This window comes from Streptomyces cyaneochromogenes, from assembly GCF_003963535.1.
GTDB classification, from domain to species: Bacteria; Actinomycetota; Actinomycetes; order Streptomycetales; family Streptomycetaceae; genus Streptomyces; species Streptomyces shaanxiensis.
Window position 1 is genome coordinate 344,641 of sequence record NZ_CP034539.1, and the last position, 20,732, is coordinate 365,372.

Here is a 20,732-nt window from a genome sequence, read left to right on the forward strand (position 1 = left end):
GTCACAGCGCGGCACGCAGGTGGCTGACGGTCACGAAGTGGTAGCCGCGGGCCGTGAGGGTGCGCAGGATCTCCGGTACGGCCTCCACCGACGTGCGGTGGATGTCATGCAGGAGGACGACGTCGTTGCGGTCGGCCTTCGAGATCACGTACTGGGCGACCCGGGAGGCGTCCGGGTACTTCCAGTCCTCGGTGTCCACGTCCCACAGGACCGGGGAGAGGGAGGTGGCCGCCCGCACAGTGCTGTTGATCGCGCCGTACGGCGGTCGGAAGAGAGTCGCCTCCTCGCCGGTGGCCGCCTTGATCGCCGTGTCGGTGCGGGCAAGTTGGGAGGCGATCTGGGTGGGGGTGAGGCGAGTGAGGTCGGGGTGGTTCCAGGAGTGGTTGCCGACCTCGTGGCCGGCCTCGGCCTCGGCGCGGACGAGTTCGGGGTGGGCGGCGACGTTCTGGCCGACGGTGAAGAAGGTGGCGCGGGCGTTGTACTTCGCCAGGTAGGTCAGCAGGGTCGCGGTGTGCGGGGCTGCCGGGCCGTCGTCGAAGGTGAGGGCGATGCACGTGACCTTGGCGCAGTCGGTGGTGTCGTCGCCCTCCACCGTGTACGTGGGGACGGGCACGGTGGGGGTGCTGGTGGCGCCGAGGTCAAGCCCGGCGCTGGGACTGAGGGTCTGCCGCAGGACGCGCTTGCCCAAGTCGGACAGCCAGGGTGCGACGGTCGCCTTGGGGAGGGTCACGGTGTAGCGGCCCCCGGCGGGGACGCCGACGGTGCCGCGGTCGAAGTCCACGTCCAGGTCGCCGTCGGAGGTGAAGGACATGTCGTCGAGGTAGGCGGCGCGGTCCGTCGTGTCGTCGAGAACCGTGGGATCAGCACCCTCCCTCTTCTCAAGCTTCTTCTGCACCGCCGCGGCGAAGGCGCCCTGAGAGTCGTCCGCGATGAGCCCGCGCGCGGATTCGCCGGTCTTCTCCTTGCCGTCGTACCAGTACGTCCGTGTGTCCAGGCCGTCGCCGACCGACGGGCCTTGGAACGTCGTCAGCCGTACGCCCAGCACGTCGCCGGACGCCACCAGGAACGAGAAGCTGATGTTCAGCTCGGCGGCCGGCGCGCCCTCGGTCCCGGTGGGGAGGCCACCGCAGTGGGTGGCGGGTCCATCGCCCTCCTTGCCGAGGAAGTCCGCGACGCGTCTCTCCACGGTCCTCTTCATGGCGGCGGTCATCGCGGTCGCGCCGGGGACGTCCGGATAGGCGGTGGCCCATCGGCAGGAGTGGTCCTCGCTGTTGTCGCTGACGATCCTGATGCCCTTGATCTTGGACAGGTCGACGGTGCCGCCCGTGTCCGTGCCGGCGGAGCGAGCCGGACTGTCACCGCCTCGGGCCGAGTCGGCCTTGGGCGCGTGGGTCGCGCAGGCGGTTGTCAGGATCAGGATGCCGAACACCAGGAGTGCTGGGGCGAGGGTGTATGTGCGCATGGGCGACCTAGGGATGCAGGGGTGCGGACGCAGGGTGGGGACGCAGGGTTCGGCCTGTGGCCGAGACGGTGCGCATGGCCTCGTGTGGGCTCGGGCGGCGTCGCGCTCTTAAAGCGCTTCAATCGCCTGCCAAGTTATGTACTCGCGCAAATCTCCCGCAATCCCTGCCGCCCCACTTGAGACGACTGTCTCTCCCGCCGCAGGAGGACGTCCCACGGATTGTTCAGAGCTCCAGCAGGGCTTCTGAACAATCCGCAAGCACCCAAGACTCTCTTCCAGCCGGTGACGCCTCCCGTCGCCGGCACCCCACCCCCACCGCAAGCGGCCCCAGGCAATTCCCCCTTGCCTGGGTCCGCTTCGCCCACCGGTGCGTGCCACACGCCTCACCACCGACATCCCCGTCGCTCTCCTTCGGCCTCCAACGTGGCCGCACACCGACACCAAGCCTGTCACCAAGACCCTCACCTACCGCGACACCGGCACCAAGCAGCCGCTGTCATCGCCGAAACCCGGGTCGGCACCAAGGTCCGGTCCCGCGACGCCGGCTTCGGCGCCACGATCACGGCGGCACGCGGCGACCGGCGAGAGCGGCCGTACGAGCGTCGGGGCCGTGCGCGAGGTGGAATCGTACGACGTGACGCTGCCCGGCCCTTGTCCGGCGTGACCTCCCGTCACCTCCCAGACGGAGGATCCTCGTGCCCCATCCTCCGCCGGGGCCTGCGTGGCTCGACCAGGTCCATCCCAGCGACCGGCCTCTTCGCGCCGCCGGTCCGCCTCCTCCGGCCGCACCTCGAACCCGGCCCTCAGTGCTCAGCAGCCTGCCAGGCAAGGCTTACAGCGGCCCGAACGCCACACAGGCAGGTAACCGAGCGGGTGTCACACTCCCGGGGCAGCGACACCGGCCTGCGACTTGTCGGGCTCCGCCTCCTGCGGCGGGTCGGTGAGCTGCTCGCGCAGGTAGTTCCAGATCACCGCGATCAGTGCGGTGACCGGCACGGCGAGAAGGCTGCCCACGATGCCGGCCAGACTGCCGCCCAACGTCACCGCCAGCAGAATCACCGCCCCGTGCAGGCCGAGCCCACGGCTCTGGATCATGGGCTGGAACACGTTGCCCTCAAGTTGCTGCACCACGAGGATGATCCCTAGCACGATCAGCGCGTCCGTCGGACCGTTCGACACCAACGCGATGAGACACGCGACGAAACCGGCGAACACCGCGCCCACGATCGGCACGAACGCGGAGACGAAGGTCAGCACCGTCAGCGGGAGCACCAGCGGTACGTCCAGGATCCACAGGCCAAGGCCGATGAAGACAGCGTCGAGCATGCCGACCAGCGCCTGGGACCGCATGAACGCGCCCAAGGTGTCCCAGGCACGCTCGGCCAGGACCGGAACGTCGTGGGCGAGCCGGCCGGGCAACTGGCGGGTGAGCCACGGCAGGAATCGCGGGCCGTCCTTGAGGAAGAAGAACATCAGGAAGACCGCCAGGACGGCCGTGACCAAGCCGTTGAGCGTGGTGGCCACTCCCGTTGCGACGGTATTGACCAAACTTCCGACGCTGCCCTGGACTCGGGCGGCCGCGCTGTCCAGGGCAGCCGTGATCTGGTCGTCGCCGATGTTCAGCGGTGGCCCCGCGGCCCACTCGCGCAGCTTCTGGATGCCCTCGACCACACCGTCGGTCAACTCGCCGGACTGGGATGCCACCGGAACCGCGATCAGCGCCACGATGCCGAGGATGGCCAGGAGAAACAGCAGGGTCACCAGCAACGCAGCGAGCGCCGAAGGCCACCCACGCCGGCGCAGCGCACGGGTCAGCGGCCAGGTCAGTGTGGTGAGGAACAGGGCAATGATCACCGGCCACACGACCGACCACATCCGGGCCAGACCCCACAGAGCCGCCGCGACCGTCACGGACACCAACAACAACTCGACCGATACACGCGCGGACGAGGCAAGCGCGGCGCGGGCTCTCCCGGAACTCAACATGTCAGGCATGCGGTCACACTATTGGCACGCCAGTCACGCTTCGCCATCGCCGTCACCATCGCCACCGGTCAGGGACGGCTTGCACAGGTGCCGCATGAACGCGAGGTGCTTGTCCAAGACGTCGGCAACTGTCGTGTCATACCGCCCTGTTCGCATAGCGCCGCCCCCTTGCGAAACGTAGGGACGCCCCGCCATGCACTCAAGATATGAACTGATATGAATGCATCGCGTGCAGAACAGGCCCGCATGCGTCACGGGCGGTGTACGTCCCCGCATCCACGGTGTACCGCCCCTGCGGCCCGAGCAGCGACCGGAGAGATTCATGAGACGTCTGGATCCCACCGATCCGTCGGCCATCGGCGGCTACCCCCTGTTGGCGAGACTCGGCGCCGGCGGCATGGGGCAGGTGTTCCTCTCCCGTACCGCGTCGGGTCGTCCGCTGGCCCTCAAAACCGTACGCACCGAGTTCGGCCAGGACCCCGGGTTCGAGCAGCGGTTCGCCCGCGAGATCGCCAGTAGCGACCAGGTGCGCTCCCCGTGGACGGTGTCGGTCGTCGATTACAGCCCCGCGGGGCACCGGCCGCAATGGCTGGCGACGGAGTACGTGGCCGCGCCCTCTCTCGCCGACTGGATCGAGTCGGACGGCCCACTGCCCGAGTCCGCCGTCCTGGCTCTGGCGGCGGAACTCGCCGAGGGGCTGCGGGCCGTGCACCGGGCGGGGCTCGCGCACCGCGACGTGGAGCCGTCCAACGTGCTGCTCGCCCGCCGCCATCCGCTGCTCATCGACTTCGGAATCGCCCGAGCCGCGGACGACACCCGGCACACCCGTACCGGCGGTGTCATCGGCTCCCCCGGTTACATGGCCCCTGAGCAGGTCACCGCTGGGATATCGGCCGAGCCCGGCGACATCTTCTCGCTGGGGGCGGTCCTGGTGTACGCCGCCACCGGGACCGGACCCTTCCTGCACCCGGGCGAGGATCCGTCCGCCGCCCAACTGCTCTACCGCATCGCCCACGAAGCGCCCGTGCTGGACGGCGTTCCGCAGCCGCTCGTGCCCTTGCTGACCGCCTGCCTGGAGAAGTCACCGCAGGACCGACCCACCGCGGACGCGCTGTTGGAGAGGCTCGAGGCGAAGCCCGGTGTCTGGGCCTCGGTACGGCCGCCGGGCCTGGAGGCGGACATCGCCGCGCGGGAAACCGAGTTGGCGGCGCTGCTGGAACACTCGGCACACCTCCCCCCGGAGTCACAACCAGCGCCGGACCCGGCACCGCAGGCCGAGTTCGGGCCACCGCCCACGTACGGTTCGCCGATCGCGTACGGCCCTCCCCCCGCCCTTCCGTCGAGTCCTGCTCCCAACCCTGTGCCCCTCGCCCCGTCCGGGGCCGGTTCCGCGCCCGGTCGGCTTTCGGTGCGCACGTGGAAGGCCGTCGCGGCCGCGGGCGCGGTGGTGGCGGTGGTGACCGCGGCCGTCGTCACGGCGCTGGCCTGGCCCGACGGCTCTGATGACGCGGCGGGTGGGAACGGTCGTACGACCCCGCCCGCCTCCGCCTCTCCCTCCCCCACCGCTGCCGGGAATGCCCTGCCGTCGTCCTGGGTGGGCACTTGGAAGGGCACAGGCCCCGGCAGCCCCACGAGCGACGGCATCGTCAACGCGCGCACGACCGAGGTGGCCGTGACCGTCACCCTGCACGCTGCGGACCGGGGCGAGATCGTGGGCAGACAAGTCAGCCACGTGACCGAGGACGGCACAGGCCGGGATCTCGGGTGCACCGAGACGCTGCGTCTGCGGGAGACGCATGGAACGTCCATGGTCTTCGAGGCGGTCACCAGCGCACCCACGGATCCGTCGGCCGGCGTGCTGTGCGCGCGAGGCAACCTCTACACCCTGGCCAAGACCGGCGCCGACACCCTGACCCTGGGGAACGAGGGCAGTCAGACGACAGGGTCGCCCGCCCGGCTGACCCGCTCCTCCTGACATCTGACCGGCCGCACGGTCGCCGTCATATCCGCCCCCCCCTCCCGGGCCCTTCTAACACCTCCGACGGAGAACGCCGGAGGCAGAAGGATGGGCGTGCCGCGAGCTGGTCGAGCCACGCCGCCAGCCGTTCCACATCGAAAGACTGGACGCGGCCCAGGCATACGGCCACCACCAGCAGCGCGGTCCGCAGAAGGCTGGGCACGAGGAGGGCGTTAGCCCATCGGTCGCCGAGCCTCGTACCGATCGCGGCAAGGACGGAGTTCATCGATCGATCGGCGGGTAGGCATCGTCCGCCCGTTCGGGTCTAGGGTCGTCATACTTCCCGAACCGTAGCTGTTCCGGCTGGTCAGCCCGACCAGCCCCTGTCAGGCACAAGCTTGCTCAATTGCATCGAGCAGCTCGCTCACCCGCTGCACGTCGGGCTCCGTCTCGCTCGTGGGCTGCCTGAGCAGGTCGCGGAGCTCAGTTCGGCCTCCTCCATCTCGGATGGTCGCTTGTAACGTCGGCCATCGACTGAGTTGGCCGATAGCCAACCACACGCGCGCGCGTCATCGCGTTCATGTCCCCCCTCTCCCCTGGCTTGGCCGATGCCGATCATGCTGCCGGCACGATTCAGTTGAAGCACCTTCGCAATCTCAACATCGCCAAGAGAGTAGATCTCTGAACGGCGGAGCATAACTAGAGTCCATGCAAAGCGCCGTCGGTGAGCCACCATCTCCCCACACTGCTGTCCCGGGGTACTTGGAACCGAACGGTAGTGTTCAGCAACGGAGGATGACGGCCATGGCGTACCGCCTGTTACGCAAGGTGTTCAACAAACTCCTCCTGAAAAGTCCCAGCCGCACTGAGGTTTTGGGAAACCGCGCGGTAGACCTGTTGCTACAGTCCGAGCGCACGAACCAGGTCGATGTGGCGGAGATGGCGGTCGAGACAGGGCGTCAAGCACTAGCCGCCACACCCAACGACCATCCTCAGCGAGCTGCAGTGTTGGACATTCTCGCGGTTGCCCTGCTGCGCTTATTCGAACGTACCGGCCAGGTCGATGCGCTGGAGGAAGCGGTCGAGACAGGGCGCCAAGCACTGGCCGCCACCCCCCGCAACAATCCGCGTCACGCTGGAGTCGCGAGCAACCACGGGATGACCCTGCGGAATCTGTTCGAGTGCACTGGCCGGATCGATGTGCTGGAGGAGGCGATCGAGACCGGACGCCAGGCACTCGCCGCCACCCCCCACGACGACCCCGACCGACTGATACCCCTGAGCAATCTCGGGACCGCCCTGTTGGCGTTGTTCGAGCTCACAGGCCGGATCGATGCGCTGGAGGAGGCAATCGAGACCGGACGCCAGGCACTCGCCGCCACCCCCCACGACGACCCACGCCACGCTGGCGTCGTGAGCAACCTGACGCCCGCGCTACAAAGACTGTTTGAGTGCACTGGCCGGATCGATGCGCTGGAGGAAGCGATCGAGACCGGACGCCAGGCACTCGCCGCCACCCCCCACGACGACCCACGCCACGCTGGCATCGTGAGCAACCTCGGCGTGGCCCTTGTGCGACTGTTCGAGCGCACGGGTCAGACCAATGCGCTGGAGGAGGCAATCGAGACCGGGCGTCAGGCTGTGTCCACCACGACCCACAACAGCCGGGAGCGCGTTGTAGCCCTGAACATGCTCCAGGTCGCGCTCTTGAGGCTGTTCGAGCGCACGGGCCAGATCGACGTGCTGGAGGAGGCAATCGAGACCGGACGCCAGGCACTCGCCGCCACACCACTAAACCACCGCGGCCACGCCGACAATCTCACCAGCCTCGGCATCGCGCTACGACTGCTGTTCGATCACACGGGCCGCATTGATGTACTGGTGGAGGCGATCGAGACCGGGCGCCAGGCAGTGACCGCCACTCCTCTCAACCACCGCAATCGCGCCGACAATCTCGCCAACCTCGGAACCGCTCTGCTGAGGTTGTTCCAGCGCAACGGCCGAATTGATGTGTTGGAGGAGTCCATAGAGATGGGGCGTCAGGCCGTGGCCGCTAGCCCTCTCAATCAGCCCAAGCGCACATGGCACTTGTACAGCCTCGGGGCTGCTCTGAATCACCTCTTCGACCGCACCGGCTCCACCGAGGCACTGCATGAAGCGTGCCGTTGTTACAAGGAAGCTGCGGACAGCACGACCGGCGAGGCGTTTCTTCGATACATCGCGTACCGGCGGTTCGCCCACCTGGCAATCGTCCGCGGCTCACACCAAGCCGCCTTGCAGGCCATAGAGGATGCCATCGAACTTTTGGCCGCCGTCCTCCCCAACAGTCTGGTCCGCGCTGACCGCGAGTACCAACTCGGTCGCCTACCGGGTCTGGCCGGGGAAGCCGCTGCTGCCGCGCTGGCTGCAGATCAACCCATCCGAGCCGTAGAGCTTTTGGAGCGCGCCCGCGGCATACTTGCCGCCGAAACGCACAGTGCGCGCGGTCCGGACATGGTCCGTCTCCGCGGGCACGCCCCGCACCTCGCAGACGAACTCGAACAACTACGCAGTCGCCTCAGCGTGCTGGACCACCCCCCGGCGTCCGCGCAACTACCCGCAGAGGACAAGCCTTGGGACACGGACCGGGAGGCAAAGCAGCGCCTGGCGGAGGACCGCCGTGAGGCGTACGAGGCTTGGCGCCGCCTGCTCGATCACATCCGCAGTCTGCCGGGATTCACCCGCTTCTTTCAGTCACCCACACTTGATGAGCTTGTCCGCCACGCACACGGCGCTACGGTTGTTTTCATCACCGCCAGCCCGACCCGATGCGATGCGCTGATCCTCCCTGATACCGCTGAGCACGCCGTCCAGGTAGTGCCGTTGGTCTCGCTGACCCAGCACGCCGCAATGGAACACACGAACCGACTCTTCGGTGCCATCCACGCTGCCACTGACCCGCGGCTGGACCCCGCAGAGCGTGTCAAGGCCCAGCAGGAGATCCTCACAGTCCTGGCCTGGATGTGGGACACCATCACGGAACCTGTTCTGACCCACCTAGGCCACACCGCGACACCCGGCCCACACAAGCCCTGGCCTCGGGTGCGGTGGTGCCCCGTTGGATTCCTCGCCTATCTTCCCTTCCACGCCGCCGGCCACCACACCGACGACCCCGATCAATCGACCGCACCCCGCGCCGTCATAGAACGCGTCGTCTCCTCATACACCACTACTGTTCGCATCCTCGCCCAGCAGCCTGATGCCGACGGCCACGCCATGTTGATCGTCCCTGCCGCGGACATCCCCGGCGCCACCGCGCTGCCCGCGGTGCATGAAGAGACCACCGAGATCACCACGCTCGTCCCAGACGCCCACGTCCTCACCACCACAACCCGTGACGGAGTCCTTCGTGCGCTCCCCGACCACCAGATCGCGCACTTCGCCTGCCACGGTTCCAGCGGCTGGGCCGATCCCGCCCGGAGCTGCCTCCTGCTGAGCGACCATGACGTCGCACCCCTGACGATCAGTGACATCGGCGCGCTGCAACTGACCGCCCACTTGGCATACCTCTCCGCCTGCGACACCAGCATCACCTCCCCACTACTGGTGGACGAATCCCTCCATGTCACCGGCGCATTCCAACTGGCCGGATACCGGCACGTCATCGGCACTCTGTGGCACGTCGACGACCGCGCTGCCGCCCAACTCGCACGGGACTTCTACGCCCACCTCACCAACGACGGCAAAGTCCCACCGCAGACGCACCGCAGTTCCCAGGCCCTGCACTACGCCATCCAGCGACAACGTGCCCGCTACCCCAAGACACCGACCCTGTGGGCCGCGCACACCCACACCGGAGCGTAGTCCCGCGAGCCACCGCACGACGTCAGCCCCCGGACGCCCCGCGGTTCGCCGAAGCCATCAACAACATCACAGGCTGGTCCGAGTTCGGCCGCTGCGGTTCACTTCCCGGCCATGAAAGTACCGGACCTGCTCGCCGCCGACATCCAGGAGTCCTTCCACCGACTGGCGTAGCGGAGAGCCGGTGTCGGAGGGTGGGCTGGCGCCGGTATCGGTTGACCCGCTTCGACGCACACGCCCGGGAGATCCCCATCTCGGCTGCGCCGTGGGCGATGGGCCTCGTGCGACACCGCTCGACGAGGCGACGTCGTCCCTCCACGGTGAGGGTGCGTTCTTGTGCGTCACGTAGCGGAACCAGGCGCAGTGGCTCGCCGTGACCTTTCCCGCCCGGCGATAGCCTCGGCGACCCCTTGGATGGAGCCACGAAGAAGGTCACCGTACGGACCCTGAGGAAGGCTGGGGGTGTGCCTTCTGGCCGCGTTGATGTGCTCGGTGGCGGCTTCGAAGGAGCCGAGTCGGCGGTAGTTGTCGGCGAGGTTGAGGTGCAGGGAGGGGTAGAAGCCGGCGATGTGGAGGCTGGTGTGGTGCTCCTGGACGCGCTGCTCGGTCATGGCGTCGGCGGCGTCCAGGGCCCGTATGTCCCAGGCGAGGGCCTGGGCGGGATCTTGGTAGAGATCTGCCAGGTAGTGAGCGAGGGAGCAGCGGTGCAGGGGGTCGCCGGTGACACCGATCGCGGACCACAGTCCCAGCAGTTTATGGCGGGCGGAGTCGCTGTTACCGGCTCGGCCCTCGGCGACGGCGTGGCCGATGGCCTCCATGGTCGGGTCGGGGCCGGCGCCGGTGGGTGCGGTGGTCATGGGCATTTCCTCGTCGTTCTTCTCAGGCACAGGGGTCGGGCTTGACGGGCATGGCCAGGGTGGTGAGATCGCCGCGGTCGGCAGAGCGGATCGTGGCGGGCTGGTCGTGTCCCCGTAGGTCGAGCATCACGTCGGGGCCGATCGCAGTGCTCACTGCGGGATGGAGCGTGGTCAGCTCGAACCAGATCTGGAGGGCCTGGCCCGTCGCGGTGGCCGGGAGTGGGATGCTGGGGTGTTCGTCGTCCGCTGACACGACGTTCACTCCGTGGTCGGCAACGTGCAGCGCGACGCGCTCGCCGGACTGTTCTTCCAGCGCTCGCAGGAGCAGATTCTTCGAGACCGTCGCGCGGGTGCTGACCTCGCCCAACGACGCGAGCATCAGCCGGTAGTCGGGGAACTCCTCGGGCAGCAACCGACAGTGCCGGTCCTCCCGGTCGGCCACGCGGAACCAGAGCCCGTTCGATACCGCTTCCAGCCGCACCAACGGACTGCGGCGGCTGACGGCGACCGCGGCCCGCAGCTCGTCGCCGTTGACTGTGCCGGCCCATGTCCGACTCGGTGGTTCAGCCGGCACCAGGGTTCGAGTGGAGAGCCGGTAGCGGTCCGTCGCGGTCAGGGTGACTGCCTCCTGACGTGCCTCGATGCGGAGGCCGGCAAGTGCCGGCATCCCGGGCTCTTGCGCGGTCGCGGTCAGGACCTGCTCGACCGCATCCGCCAGCACGGGGCCCTTCATCACCGCGATGGGAAAGCCTGGCACGTTGCCGAGCGCGGACTTGATGACAGCAGCCTTCTGCTGCACGGACGCCGCATCCTCAACGACCTTTGCGACATGCTCATCGAGCAGCCGGGAGGCCTCGTCAGCCCCGGAACCGAGCACCGCCTCGACAGCAGCGAGGGGCATGGCGAGCTCGCGGAGCTGACGCAGCACGGTCGCCCGCGCCACCTGGTCGGCGCTGTAGTAGCGGTAGCCCGAAACCGGGTCGACTTCGGCAGGAGGCAGCAAGCCGGAGTCGGCATAGAAGCGCAACGCGCTGCTGGTCAGACCACTGCGTCGGGCGAAGGCCCCGATCGGCATCAGCTCATCATTTGACACCGCGTCATCATCGGACTTCAACCAACTTGAAGGTCAAGAACGACGAGCAGCGGCAGCAACGTCATGGCCGGCAACAACATAGCGACTGCGAAGTACGAGGTGGCGCACCCACTGCTTCTGGGGCGGCCCTGGCCGGGGCCGCGCATGAAGTGCGGGAGGTGCTCCGTGCTTTCGCGCTTGCCGGCCGGGGAGACCTTCCAACTGCGCGACGACCTGCTCGGAGCCTTCGGCCTCGGTGCTGGCATGCCGCGGGACCGTCACGGTCTGCGGGCTCTCCTCGGCAGACCGGTGCGGGATGAGGAGTTCCGCCACGGGGCGGCCACGGCGGGGCAGCCGGTTTGCAAGAGCTCGGCGATCTCTTCCAACGTGAACCGAGCCGCTGAGCAGCTTTGATCACCCGCAGCGCACGCATTCCTCACACGCAATCCGCAGCCGCCTACAGCGCCGGGGTATCCATGCGGTCATCCCGCAGCCGTCGGACCAAGTCGGCCACCTCCTGCAGCGAGGCCGGCGCGGTTGGCCGACCGCCCAGCTTCGACAGCGAGGCCCACAAGCAACGGAACGCCGTCGCGCAGTGCATCAACCGCCTCAAGCGGCGGCGAGGCATCGCCATCCCCTACGAAAAGACAGCCACCATCTACCTGGCCGGGCTCCAAATCGCAGGCATCTTCCTCCGGTCCCGCCCGATGATCCAATCGAAAGCCCCTAAGCCCTACACCGAGCGCCACTTGGACGACGCACCGGCGTTCGTGTGCGCGCCGTCTACATGCCGGTGGTGAGGTTCATGGGTGCCGCCGGCGGCGTCGGAATGTAGTGGTGGGCCAGGTTGGCGTCGCGGTTGTGGGGACCGTGGCGATGGGCCTCCGGGGCGCCGTACTTCTTGAGAACCTGACGTCCGGAAACGACGTCCCGAACGCGCATCACGACTCGGTCGAGCAAGGTCTCCATCAGTGTTCCCCCTTGGGTACATGGTCTTGTCGAGGAGGATGCACCTGCGTCCGCGGCAGATTCCAGCGAGTTGAGCCGATCTTGAGCCTCCGGCCAGTCCTCCAGTGGATGGTCAGCAGTGCAACTTCCCCATTCGGCCAGCCTCGCCCACACATCGGCGCTCGTCCCGTTCGGTCACCTCGTCTGTGAACTGATCCAAACGACAGGACGTGGGCCAGTACCAACTACCCCGCCTCTACGGCTCGCCATGATCGATCGCCGCACGGCCCCGATCGGCCCGCGCGTGGCCCTCATGGCTGCCCGTGGCCGCCCCTTACCGCCGACCCCGGGACGGCGTCCTCGTTGCCCCGGGTGGCCTGATCACTTCGCGCGGGCAGCGAGGGCCGACATGCTGCGCATGGAGTAATGAGCCGTTCCGGCGGCTTCCCAGGTCACGTTGTGCGGAGGCGGCGAGCGGTACGGGCAGCAGGGAGCAGGCGGCGAGGCGGGTCATGGGCAAGGAGAGCGTGGACCGGTCGGAGGGTTTCGGCGAGCGGCTGCTCGGACTGCTGCTGGACCGGGCACATCTGATGCCGCCACAGCTGATCGCCCCGTTGATCGCGGAGGAAGTGGCCAGGATCGGGGGTCATGACGTCTCCATCCTGCTCCAGGACTATGCCCAGGAAGTGCTCGTGCCGCTCGCGGGCAAGAAGCTGCATGTCGGCCAGCCCGAACCGATGGCCGAATCTCCCGCCGGCCGGGCCTTCCTGAGCTCGGACGTGGTCGAGGTACCGCAGGCCCGCGGCGGCGTGCGGATGTATCTGCCGCTGCTGGACGGCAGCGACCAGGTGGGGGTGATGGCCCTGACCCTGGCCACGGTCGGTGATGACGACCGGCGCCTGCTGCGCCGGCTCGCCAGCCTGGTCGCCGACGTGCTGGTCACCAAGAACGCCTACACCGACCTGTTCTTCCTGGCCCGGCGCCGGGAGCCGATGAGTGTCTCCGCGGAGATCCAGTGGAGCCTGCTGCCGCCGCTCACGATGACCGTGCCGCAGGTCGAGGTGGCGGGCATCCTGGAGCCCGCTTACCGGGTCGCCGGTGACAGCTTCGACTACGCCCTCAACGGCAACATCCTGCACATGGCCGTGATCGACGCGATGGGCCACGGCCTGGACGCCGCCGCGATGGCGACCATCGCCATCGGCGCCTACCGGCATGCCCGGCGCGTGTTCGTCAGCCTGGCCGAGAAGTACGCGTTCATGGACGACGCGATCTCCCGGCAGTTCGGACCCGACCACTTCGTTACCGCCCAGCTGATGCACATCAACATCGCCACCGGCGAACTGGAACTGGTCAACGCGGGCCATCCCGCACCGCTGCTGATCCGCGCCGGCCGGGTCGTGCGGCAGCTGGAGAGCGCGACGACGCTGCCCGTCGGCTTCGGCGGTGAGGAGCCCCGGATCCGAGAGCACACGCTCCAGCCGGGCGATCGGGTGCTGTGCTACACCGACGGCATCATCGACGAACACGTAACCGGCGGCGAGCCGTTCGGCGAGGAACGCCTCATCGACTGCGTCAATCGCCTGGGAGAAGGGCCCTCGCAGGGGGTGCGGGCGGATCTGCGTCAGCTGTCCCACACGCTGAAGGTGGAACGGGGCGGGCGCACCAGCGACGACGCCACCCTCTTCATGATCGAGTGGCACGGCGGCGTCGCCGACCACCTCGCGGTACTTGACTGAGCAACCCCGACCTCAGCCCAAATCAAACCGGATTACGCCGACCACGCGAACTGGGGTCGCCGTTCTGCGCCTGGCCGGCCGGCCTCCCAAGAAGAGTGATCCAAATCGGCAACAGGTGCGCACTGTGCCGACGTGGCTATGTTGACGCGGTGCTGGTCGTACTGCGATGAAATCCATGGCGCTGTTCGATTGTGATCGTCAGGATGAGGTGTGTGAATGAGCGATCGACGTGGCCGACCGACAAGCTGACCGCGCTGCGCCTTGGGCGCCCGCTGGTCACCGAGGTTGTGGCATCCCGACCCGGTCGGCGGGCGTTCGTGGACATCACGCCAGATCGCGTCATGCGTGATACGCAGGCAGCGCAGGAGGGATGGGTACGTGGTGATCGGTCACGTGGCTTCCGCCTGGAGCACTGGGAGTACGACGCTGACCGGATCGACGGCTTCGACTACGACGTGGGCGCAGTGCTGGTGCGCGCCGCCTCGGCAGCGGACGAGTCGGCGCTGGCGGGCGTTCTCGCCCTCTGGGGGCTGCGTCCGGACTGCTTCGGTTACCCGTGGGAAAGCGATGACCCCAGGTAACCGCTGGCTCGTGCGGATGCGTGGTGGAGCGTGAGGATCCCCTGCACGAGGCGAGCAATCCGGGTGGTACTGCAGCGCAGCTTGCGAAGCAGACGCCGGCCCTTGAGCGTGGCCATGACCTGCTCGCCGATGGCGCGGATCCGGGCCTGGGCGATATTCACCGTCTGCCTTCTGGCAGAAAGGTTGCGGTGCTTGACGCGGAACGGCACTCGCACGGTGCCGCCGGCACCCTGGTAACCCTTGTCGCCGAAAAGGCCAGCTCGGCGAGGGCGTCGATGATGGAGCAGCAACTCCGCGCTGTGCCGGTCGAGTTCCATGTTGCCGAGCTCATCCATGCATGAGCTTGCGTTTTGCCTCTGACTCGCCAGCTCTCAGCTGGCCGAGTCAGAGGGCAGTGGCACCACGTAGCTGACCACCAGCCTTCATTCTTCAGGCGTCACAACGAGCTCTTGACGCATGGTAGTTCTCATAGCCCGGAGGTTGTCCCAGACCTCGTACTGGGCCCGGGCTGCGGTCTCCATCGTTTCGCCTGGCTCGGGGGCGCCTCGTTCGAGGCGTTTCACCTGCCCGTACACCTTGTTCAGGGCTTGGTTGACGACACTCGCTTGCTTGAGTACTTCGTCAGGGGCGATCATCTGTGCTTCGGAGTATCGGCCACGGTGAGCGTCCTTTGCTGCTTCGAGTGCCTCTATATCCGAGTCCCCCACGCCGCGTTCCCTCATGACATGTAGGTGGTGGTTGAGTGCCGTGGTGAACTGGCGGGCATCTCGGTTGAGTTCCGCATAGCAGGTGCGTCGGAGCGAACGGTTCTCGCGGATCTCCTCATGGCCGCGAACGAGTTCTATCTCCCGGCGCTTCGCGCGTTCGGAGCCGCGCTGCGTAAGTATCGATCCGCCCAGTGAGCCTTGCTCAACTTCAAGGCCGGGTTGGAGATCGGCTCGTGTAGCCTCCGGCGCATGTCTTCCACGCTGGACCACGCGATGATCGACAAGATTGCGGCCGAGATCGACGATGAGCTGATCGGGATGCGCCGCGACATCCACCGGCATCCCGATCTTGCCGGTGCGGAGCGGCGCACATCAGCACTGGTCGCCGAGCGGCTTCGCGCCGCGGGTCTGGCCGTCGCAACCGGCGTGGGCGGCCATGGTGTGGTGGCGGTGCTCGACGGTGCGGGTGAGGGCCCGACCGTCGCCTACCGGGCCGACATGGACGCGGTCGACGACGACGAACTGTTCGACTGTGCCTTCGCCTCGCAGGTCCCGGGGGCGGCCCACCTGTGCGGCCACGACCTGCACACGGCGATCGGGGTGGGTATCGCCTTGGTCCTCGCACGGCTGCGGAAGCAGCTGAACGGCCGGGTCGTCTTCGTCTTCCAGCCGGCCGAGGAGACGTGCGAGGGCGCCCGGGCGATGATCGAGGACGGGGTCCTGGAGCGGACCCCGCCGCGGGAGATCTACGCGCTGCACTGCGGCTCCAATCCAGTCGGCACGTTCGCGGTCGGGCCGGGTCAGCCGGGGCAAGACCGCTTCCGGATCGAGCTGGCGGCTCCGGGCGCGGCCGACGACGCCAAGCGGCTCGTCGCCATGATCGACGGATTGTCGACTGTCGGGCGCCCGCAGACGCCCGGACAGCTCCAGCAGTTCATGGACGACATGCAGAACCCGGACGGCCCGCTGGCGCGCTTTGTCTACGCCCTGTCTCATTCGAGCTCGGGCGATGACGGCGCGCGCGTGCACGCCTATCTGCGGGCCTGGCCTGAGAGCCGGTACGCCGAGATCCGTGAGGAGGTGCGGCGCTGGATGGATGCGCTGCCCCGTGGGCGGGTGGAGTTCACCGAGCCTCCGTTGCCCGCCATGGTGTGCTCGCCGGAGCTCAACGCGGCGGCAGCCTCGTACCTGCGAGGCACCCTGGGTGCGGACGCGGTCATGGTGTTGCACGCGGCGTATCCGTTCAACGGCGAGGACTTCGCGTACTTCCTGCACCAGGTGTCCGGAGCGATGTTCTACCTCGGCGTCGCCAACCCGGAAGCGGGCATCAACGGGGTCCCCCACTCCCCGGACTTCGCTGCCGACGAGCACGCGATCGGGATCGGGGTCCGCGCGATGGCGGGGTTCCTGTCACACCGTCTCGATGCCCTCGCCTGAGCTGCATCCCGGTCGGCCGGGCAGCGTACCTCGCCAACATCCCGGTCGGCCGGGCAGCGCGCAATGTCCTCGCGTGTGCCCATCGCATTCCCCTCCTGGCCTGCACGTATGACAGGGCTCACCCGCGTCCGGCGGATGGGCCCTGACGCATCACACGCCCGTCTCGGCCCCGTCGGACACCGATGCCACCGGCAGCAGGTCACGAGTCCGAATGGACAGTACCGACGCGGCCGTCGGCCGCCGCACACGGCGTGCTGACCGCCTGGGCGAGGCCACGTCGGCAAAGCTCACTCCCCGAACCGGCAATGGAAACCAGGTCGTTCCGGGTGGGTGGGGTGCAGGGCGCCTCCCTCACCAGTGCGAGCAGCCACCTACGTGTGGCAAGTCTCAACGACACAAGGGCACGCCAAGTCATCGCCGAGCCGGGTGACAGGGCCTATTGGACTTGGAGCGTCACCGCGACGGAGCCGGGCGCCTACGAACTCGTACTGGGCCTCACCACATACCAGGGAGACTCCAACCGAGCCCTGCACACACTCAACCCGCCCATCACGGTTCACCTCCAAGTGGAGAACTCTTGGTCGAATCGCATCGCCTCGATGCGGGACTGGCTGATCGCCTTGGGCAGTGTCGCGGCAGCGCTTCTGGCCCTCTATGCGTTCCGCACACCCCTGACCGAGCTCGCGCGGGCCCGCAGGGAGGCCCGGCATGAGCGGACCGGGGAGCGCGACGGGTACCTGTGAGGCATGAGGTTGGGACGTGGGTCGGAGCACCCGATCCCTGGTGACTTGTCGCTGCGGCGCGAGCCGGATCCGGAACCGTCACACGATCTGCCGGACAGGGCCAAGCGCGGCTCCCTCGTCACCCGCTTGCGGCCGGGCAGTCCTGCTGGTGGTCGATGTCGCGGAACTGCTTCCGGCATGCGGACGGTGACAGTCCTCTGGTGACACGCCGGCACAGAGCCTCGGCGACATGCCTGGCAGGTGGCGGTCTCACCTACTCTCCGGCGCGGGCCACCAGCAGCGGCTGGAAGAAACCTGTCTCCTGCGGCATCCGCCACCCTGCGTCCACAAAGCCCGCGCCGGCCAGGAGGCCGGTCAGCCGGTCCCGGCCGAGCGCCCAGTAGGTGGTCCGGCGGACCCGGACGCGCCATTCTCCGTCTGCCGGGAGGAGCTGGAAGTGTTCCAGGTCGTAGTGCTCGCCGTCGTCGTGCCAGTGCCACAGCTGGAAGGTGACGGTCCGTTCCGCGTCATCGGCATGCCAGTGGACTTGCGGAGGCGTCGACGTGGGGCGCTCGCGCAGCAGTTCGTCGTAGGGCCGGGTGCTGAGCAGCAGCAGGCCGGCCGGGCGCAGCACGCGGCGCATCTCGATCAGGGCGGCGTGTACCTCCTGCTCCGTCAGAAGGTGGGGCAATGAGTTGTCGGCGCAGACGACTGTGTCGAACTGGCCGTGGGGGAACGGCAGGTGCCGCATGTCGGCGACGGCCGTGGGCAGCGTCAGCTTCCGGCGGGCGGCTTCACGGGCAGCGCGGGCGGCGGCGCGGGGGCTGAGGTCGGTCCCGGTCACATGGTGTCCGCGCAACGCCAGGCCGATGGCCTGTGTGCCGATGCCGCACGAGCAGTCGAGCACCACTGCGCTGTCCTTGCCGATCAGAGCGTCCAGGGCGTCCCCCTGCCGGCGGATGCTCGCCTCCCAGTCCGCGTAGATCAGGTGGTAGTCGTCGGCCAGTTCGTCGTAGAAGCGCGCCACCGATGTCTCGAGCATGGCGGGAGGCTACCGTTGCCCGACTCTCAGGCGGCACCTCCAGGCTCGCCCCGTATTCGCCGTGACCGCGTCTACTGGCACGACGGTGCGGTTGTCCCTCGGATTCCGGCTCAGTTTCGTGGGCGGCCGCTCTGCGCCGGCGCGGCGCCACGCATCAGGCGTACAGGGCTACGGAATTCGTGACGTGGATGTCGCCCGGCTCTCCCTGTGCAAGACCCGCGGCCTGCATGTGCTCGGCCACTGCAGCGGCACCGCGCCCGTCCCGCGCGCAGGCTGGTGGCCATTGCGCGGGACGGACGCGGTCGTGCCGGGAGGTGCTGACCACGGCCGGCGTGGATGTGTGGTTGTCGTCAGTTGACTGGTGGTGTCTTCAGCGCCTTCTCGCGGTCCAAGGCAGCGGCCTCTCGTACGGCGTCGGCGATGGCCGGGAAGTCCTTCTTGAGGATCGCGCCGTGGTTGCCGTCTACCTTCGCGCTGATCCGGATGCTGGGGTTGCGGGCGGTCACCGCATTGAGGCCGGCGCGGATCCGTTCCTGCTCGTCGCCGCGGCTTCCGAACGACGTTCCCGAGGCGACCACGTACCGCACCGGGACGGTGATGTTGTCCAGTACGGGGCCCAGCTCGCTCTCTCGGGAGAGCCTGCCGAGCTCGATGTTGCTGTCGGCCTGCTGTTCGGCGGTCATCCGCGGGGCCAGGCCCGTCGGGCGCAGCAGCGGCATGAACCAGCTCAGGCGCTTGAACAGCGTACGGATCCTTTGTTCCATGGCCTCGTCCAGCCAGTCGTAGGGGAACGCGCCGTCGACCAGGACCGCGCCCACCGTACGGTCCGGGTTGCGGTTGGCCCAGTGTGCGGCGACGACCGCGCCGTAGGACCAGCCGACCAGCAGGGCCCGGTCCACGTTCCTGGCCGCGAGAACGGCATCGACGTCCCGGACGGCTGCTTCGAAGGTGTAGTCGGCCGAGCGCTTTGATTTGCCGCGGGCGCGTTCGTCATAGGTGATGTGCCGCCATTGCGTCCCGAGTTCGGCGGTGACTCGCCGCCAGTAGCCCTGGGTGGCGAACTGGCCGTTGAGGTAGAGGACGGGGATGCCGGGGCCGCCAGTGTCGGTGACGGCCAGGGCCGTGTCGTCGACCGGCACCATGCCGGTCCATTTCGAACTGGTCGAGGAAGTGCTGTTCTTCGTCATGGTTTTCCCTTGGTCGCGTGTGGCGTCTTGTTTGACTTCTGCGGGCTATTGCTATGGGGGAGGCTCGCAGGCCCCTCGAGGACGGGCGGCCGGGTCCTGGGCGGCGGCCGGGAGGAATTCGGTCGCGGGTGGACCCGGCCAGTTGGTCCTGGTTGTCGTGCTCTTTCAGAGGCTGCGGGCGGTGATGTCGCCGTGGGAGGTGGTGGCGCGGATGTCGAGTTCGGCCGCGCCGTCGTTCTTGAGGGCGTTGCTGATGCGGCCGTGGTCGGTGCCGGCGTCCAGGGTGGCCGAGACGCCCGCGGCGGCGGTGACCGAGATGTCGCCGGACTGGGTGCGCAGCACGACCGTGCCGCGTGCTGCTTCGGTGATCCGGATGTCGCCCCTTGTGGTGGTGATCTGGGCAGGGCCGCTGAGTCGTCCGACCTCGATGTCGCCGTCGATCGCGGTGAGGCGCAGGCTCGCGGCCTCGTCGATCTTGATCTGGCGGTAGGCGCCGTCGAAGGTGACGTCGCCGAGGCGTCCGACACTGCGGAGTTCGGCGCTGGCGGCCTTGGCCTCGACATGGGAACCGGCGGGCAGTTGGACGGTGACCTCCACGGACCCGGAGGGGCCGAAGAGCCGGCTGTCGAGTGCCTCGGCCGTGATCCGCAGGACGCCGTCGGCGTAGGCGACTTCAGTCTGCTCGGCGGTCTTGGTGTCGCGGCTCTTGGCAGGGTTGAAGGGCCGGACCTCGACTGCTGTGTCGGCGCGGTCCGCGGCGATGAACTGGATACGTCCGGCGGGGATGTCCAGGACGGCGGAGATCGGGGCGGGGGTGTCGAACTTCTGCATCGCGTTCTCCAGTACTTGTTAGTTGCTTCCCACTTCGTTTCTGACATCGGAAACGCTACGTTGCTTTCCATGTTGCGACAACACTCTTGTTGCGCAGAACTGACATTTACGCAGGTAGATGGCGTTAAACTGTTGCAACAGCATTGGAGATAACGCAACGACTATCCGCAGTAGCGTTGCAATGGAAAGGAAGTGAACGCTATGGCGGCGTCAGGGACCGCCGTGCAGGACATCCGAGGAGAGCGCCCCGAGGAGACCGCTCCGCCGGGAGGTGCCCCCCTGACCCCAACCCCCGGCGACAGCGCAGGCACTGGCCCCCACGCTCCCCGGGGGCTTGCGCACGGCTGAAAGAAGGCACGTTCAA

At 67.9% G+C, this 20,732-nt stretch carries 15 protein-coding genes and 2 pseudogenes; 7 read left to right on the forward strand and 10 right to left on the reverse strand.

The genetic code is table 11. The features are described 5' to 3' along the window. Position 1 precedes the first annotated feature (1 nt). Both EJ357_RS01320 and EJ357_RS01325 read right to left on the reverse strand, forming a co-directional pair. Entirely contained in the window at positions 2-1,462 is a 1,461-nt protein-coding gene (locus EJ357_RS01320) for a polysaccharide deacetylase family protein (RefSeq protein ID WP_126387797.1), read from the reverse strand. An 876-nt stretch (positions 1,463-2,338) separates the two neighbouring features. Continuing rightward, positions 2,339-3,457, reverse strand: a complete 1,119-nt coding sequence (locus EJ357_RS01325) for an AI-2E family transporter (RefSeq protein WP_126387799.1) — start codon at positions 3,455-3,457, stop codon at positions 2,339-2,341. A 313-nt stretch (positions 3,458-3,770) separates the two neighbouring features. Here EJ357_RS01325 and EJ357_RS01330 point away from each other — a divergent pair, with 313 nt between their 5' ends. Together EJ357_RS01330 and EJ357_RS01335 are read left to right on the forward strand one after the other, a co-directional pair. Then, positions 3,771-5,423 carry a serine/threonine-protein kinase gene (locus EJ357_RS01330; protein WP_175647260.1) on the forward strand — a complete coding sequence of 551 codons (1,653 nt, stop codon included), beginning with the start codon at positions 3,771-3,773 and terminating at the stop codon, positions 5,421-5,423. 786 nt (positions 5,424-6,209) lie between these two features. After that, a complete protein-coding gene (locus EJ357_RS01335; protein ID WP_175647261.1) occupies positions 6,210-9,248 on the forward strand; it encodes a CHAT domain-containing protein in 3,039 nt (1,012 codons plus the stop codon). A gap of 338 nt (positions 9,249-9,586) precedes the next feature. On the opposite strand, the gene EJ357_RS01345 is transcribed toward EJ357_RS01335, so the two are convergent. Then, entirely contained in the window at positions 9,587-10,102 is a 516-nt protein-coding gene (locus EJ357_RS01345; protein ID WP_126387805.1) for a hypothetical protein, read from the reverse strand. A 22-nt stretch (positions 10,103-10,124) separates the two neighbouring features. Further along, a complete protein-coding gene (locus EJ357_RS01350; protein ID WP_126387807.1) occupies positions 10,125-11,195 on the reverse strand; it encodes a DNA polymerase III subunit beta family protein in 1,071 nt (356 codons plus the stop codon). 403 nt (positions 11,196-11,598) lie between these two features. Here EJ357_RS01350 and EJ357_RS01355 point away from each other — a divergent pair. Continuing rightward, positions 11,599-11,974 (forward strand): annotated as a pseudogene (locus EJ357_RS01355) (hypothetical protein); the annotation flags it as partial. Here the strand turns inward: EJ357_RS01355 and EJ357_RS01360 are convergent. Beyond that, on the reverse strand, positions 11,958-12,143 hold the full coding sequence (locus EJ357_RS01360; RefSeq protein ID WP_126387811.1) for a hypothetical protein: 186 nt from the start codon (positions 12,141-12,143) through the stop codon (positions 11,958-11,960). The pseudogene EJ357_RS01355 and the gene EJ357_RS01360 sit on opposite strands and share 17 nt — an antisense overlap. 491 nt (positions 12,144-12,634) lie before the next feature. On the opposite strand from EJ357_RS01360, the gene EJ357_RS01365 reads away from it, so the two are divergent. Together EJ357_RS01365 and EJ357_RS01370 are read left to right on the forward strand one after the other, a co-directional pair. Next, positions 12,635-13,861, forward strand: coding sequence for a PP2C family protein-serine/threonine phosphatase (locus tag EJ357_RS01365; RefSeq protein ID WP_126387813.1), 1,227 nt, complete (start codon positions 12,635-12,637; stop codon positions 13,859-13,861). Positions 13,862-14,073: 212 nt separating this feature from the next. Further along, the gene (locus EJ357_RS01370; protein WP_228472893.1) at positions 14,074-14,442 is read left to right on the forward strand and encodes a hypothetical protein; all 369 of its coding nucleotides are present in this window, start codon (positions 14,074-14,076) and stop codon (positions 14,440-14,442) included. Here EJ357_RS01370 and EJ357_RS01375 read toward each other — a convergent pair. Beyond that, positions 14,412-14,693: pseudogene (locus EJ357_RS01375) on the reverse strand (transposase family protein); the annotation flags it as partial. The gene EJ357_RS01370 and the pseudogene EJ357_RS01375 sit on opposite strands and share 31 nt — an antisense overlap. A 171-nt stretch (positions 14,694-14,864) precedes the next feature. Further along, entirely contained in the window at positions 14,865-15,419 is a 555-nt protein-coding gene (locus EJ357_RS01380) for a hypothetical protein (protein WP_228472894.1), read from the reverse strand. Here EJ357_RS01380 and EJ357_RS01385 point away from each other — a divergent pair. Then, positions 15,399-16,586, forward strand: coding sequence for a M20 metallopeptidase family protein (locus tag EJ357_RS01385; RefSeq protein ID WP_228472895.1), 1,188 nt, complete (start codon positions 15,399-15,401; stop codon positions 16,584-16,586). The two genes, EJ357_RS01380 and EJ357_RS01385, sit on opposite strands and share 21 nt — an antisense overlap. A 377-nt stretch (positions 16,587-16,963) precedes the next feature. After that, positions 16,964-17,329 carry a hypothetical protein gene (locus tag EJ357_RS01390; RefSeq protein WP_126387815.1) on the forward strand — a complete coding sequence of 122 codons (366 nt, stop codon included), beginning with the start codon at positions 16,964-16,966 and terminating at the stop codon, positions 17,327-17,329. 253 nt (positions 17,330-17,582) lie between these two features. On the opposite strand, the gene EJ357_RS01395 is transcribed toward EJ357_RS01390, so the two are convergent. The 3 genes from EJ357_RS01395 to EJ357_RS01405 all read right to left on the reverse strand — a co-directional run bounded on the left by EJ357_RS01395 (position 17,583) and on the right by EJ357_RS01405 (position 20,368). Then, complete coding sequence (locus EJ357_RS01395) at positions 17,583-18,350, reverse strand: class I SAM-dependent methyltransferase (protein WP_126387817.1); 768 nt, start codon at positions 18,348-18,350, stop codon at positions 17,583-17,585. 350 nt (positions 18,351-18,700) lie between these two features. Beyond that, entirely contained in the window at positions 18,701-19,537 is an 837-nt protein-coding gene (locus EJ357_RS01400) for an alpha/beta fold hydrolase (RefSeq protein ID WP_126387819.1), read from the reverse strand. A 165-nt stretch (positions 19,538-19,702) separates the two neighbouring features. Next, positions 19,703-20,368: a DUF4097 family beta strand repeat-containing protein gene (locus tag EJ357_RS01405; protein ID WP_126387821.1), complete on the reverse strand. Its 666-nt coding sequence runs from the start codon at positions 20,366-20,368 to the stop codon at positions 19,703-19,705. Positions 20,369-20,732: the final 364 nt, after the last annotated feature.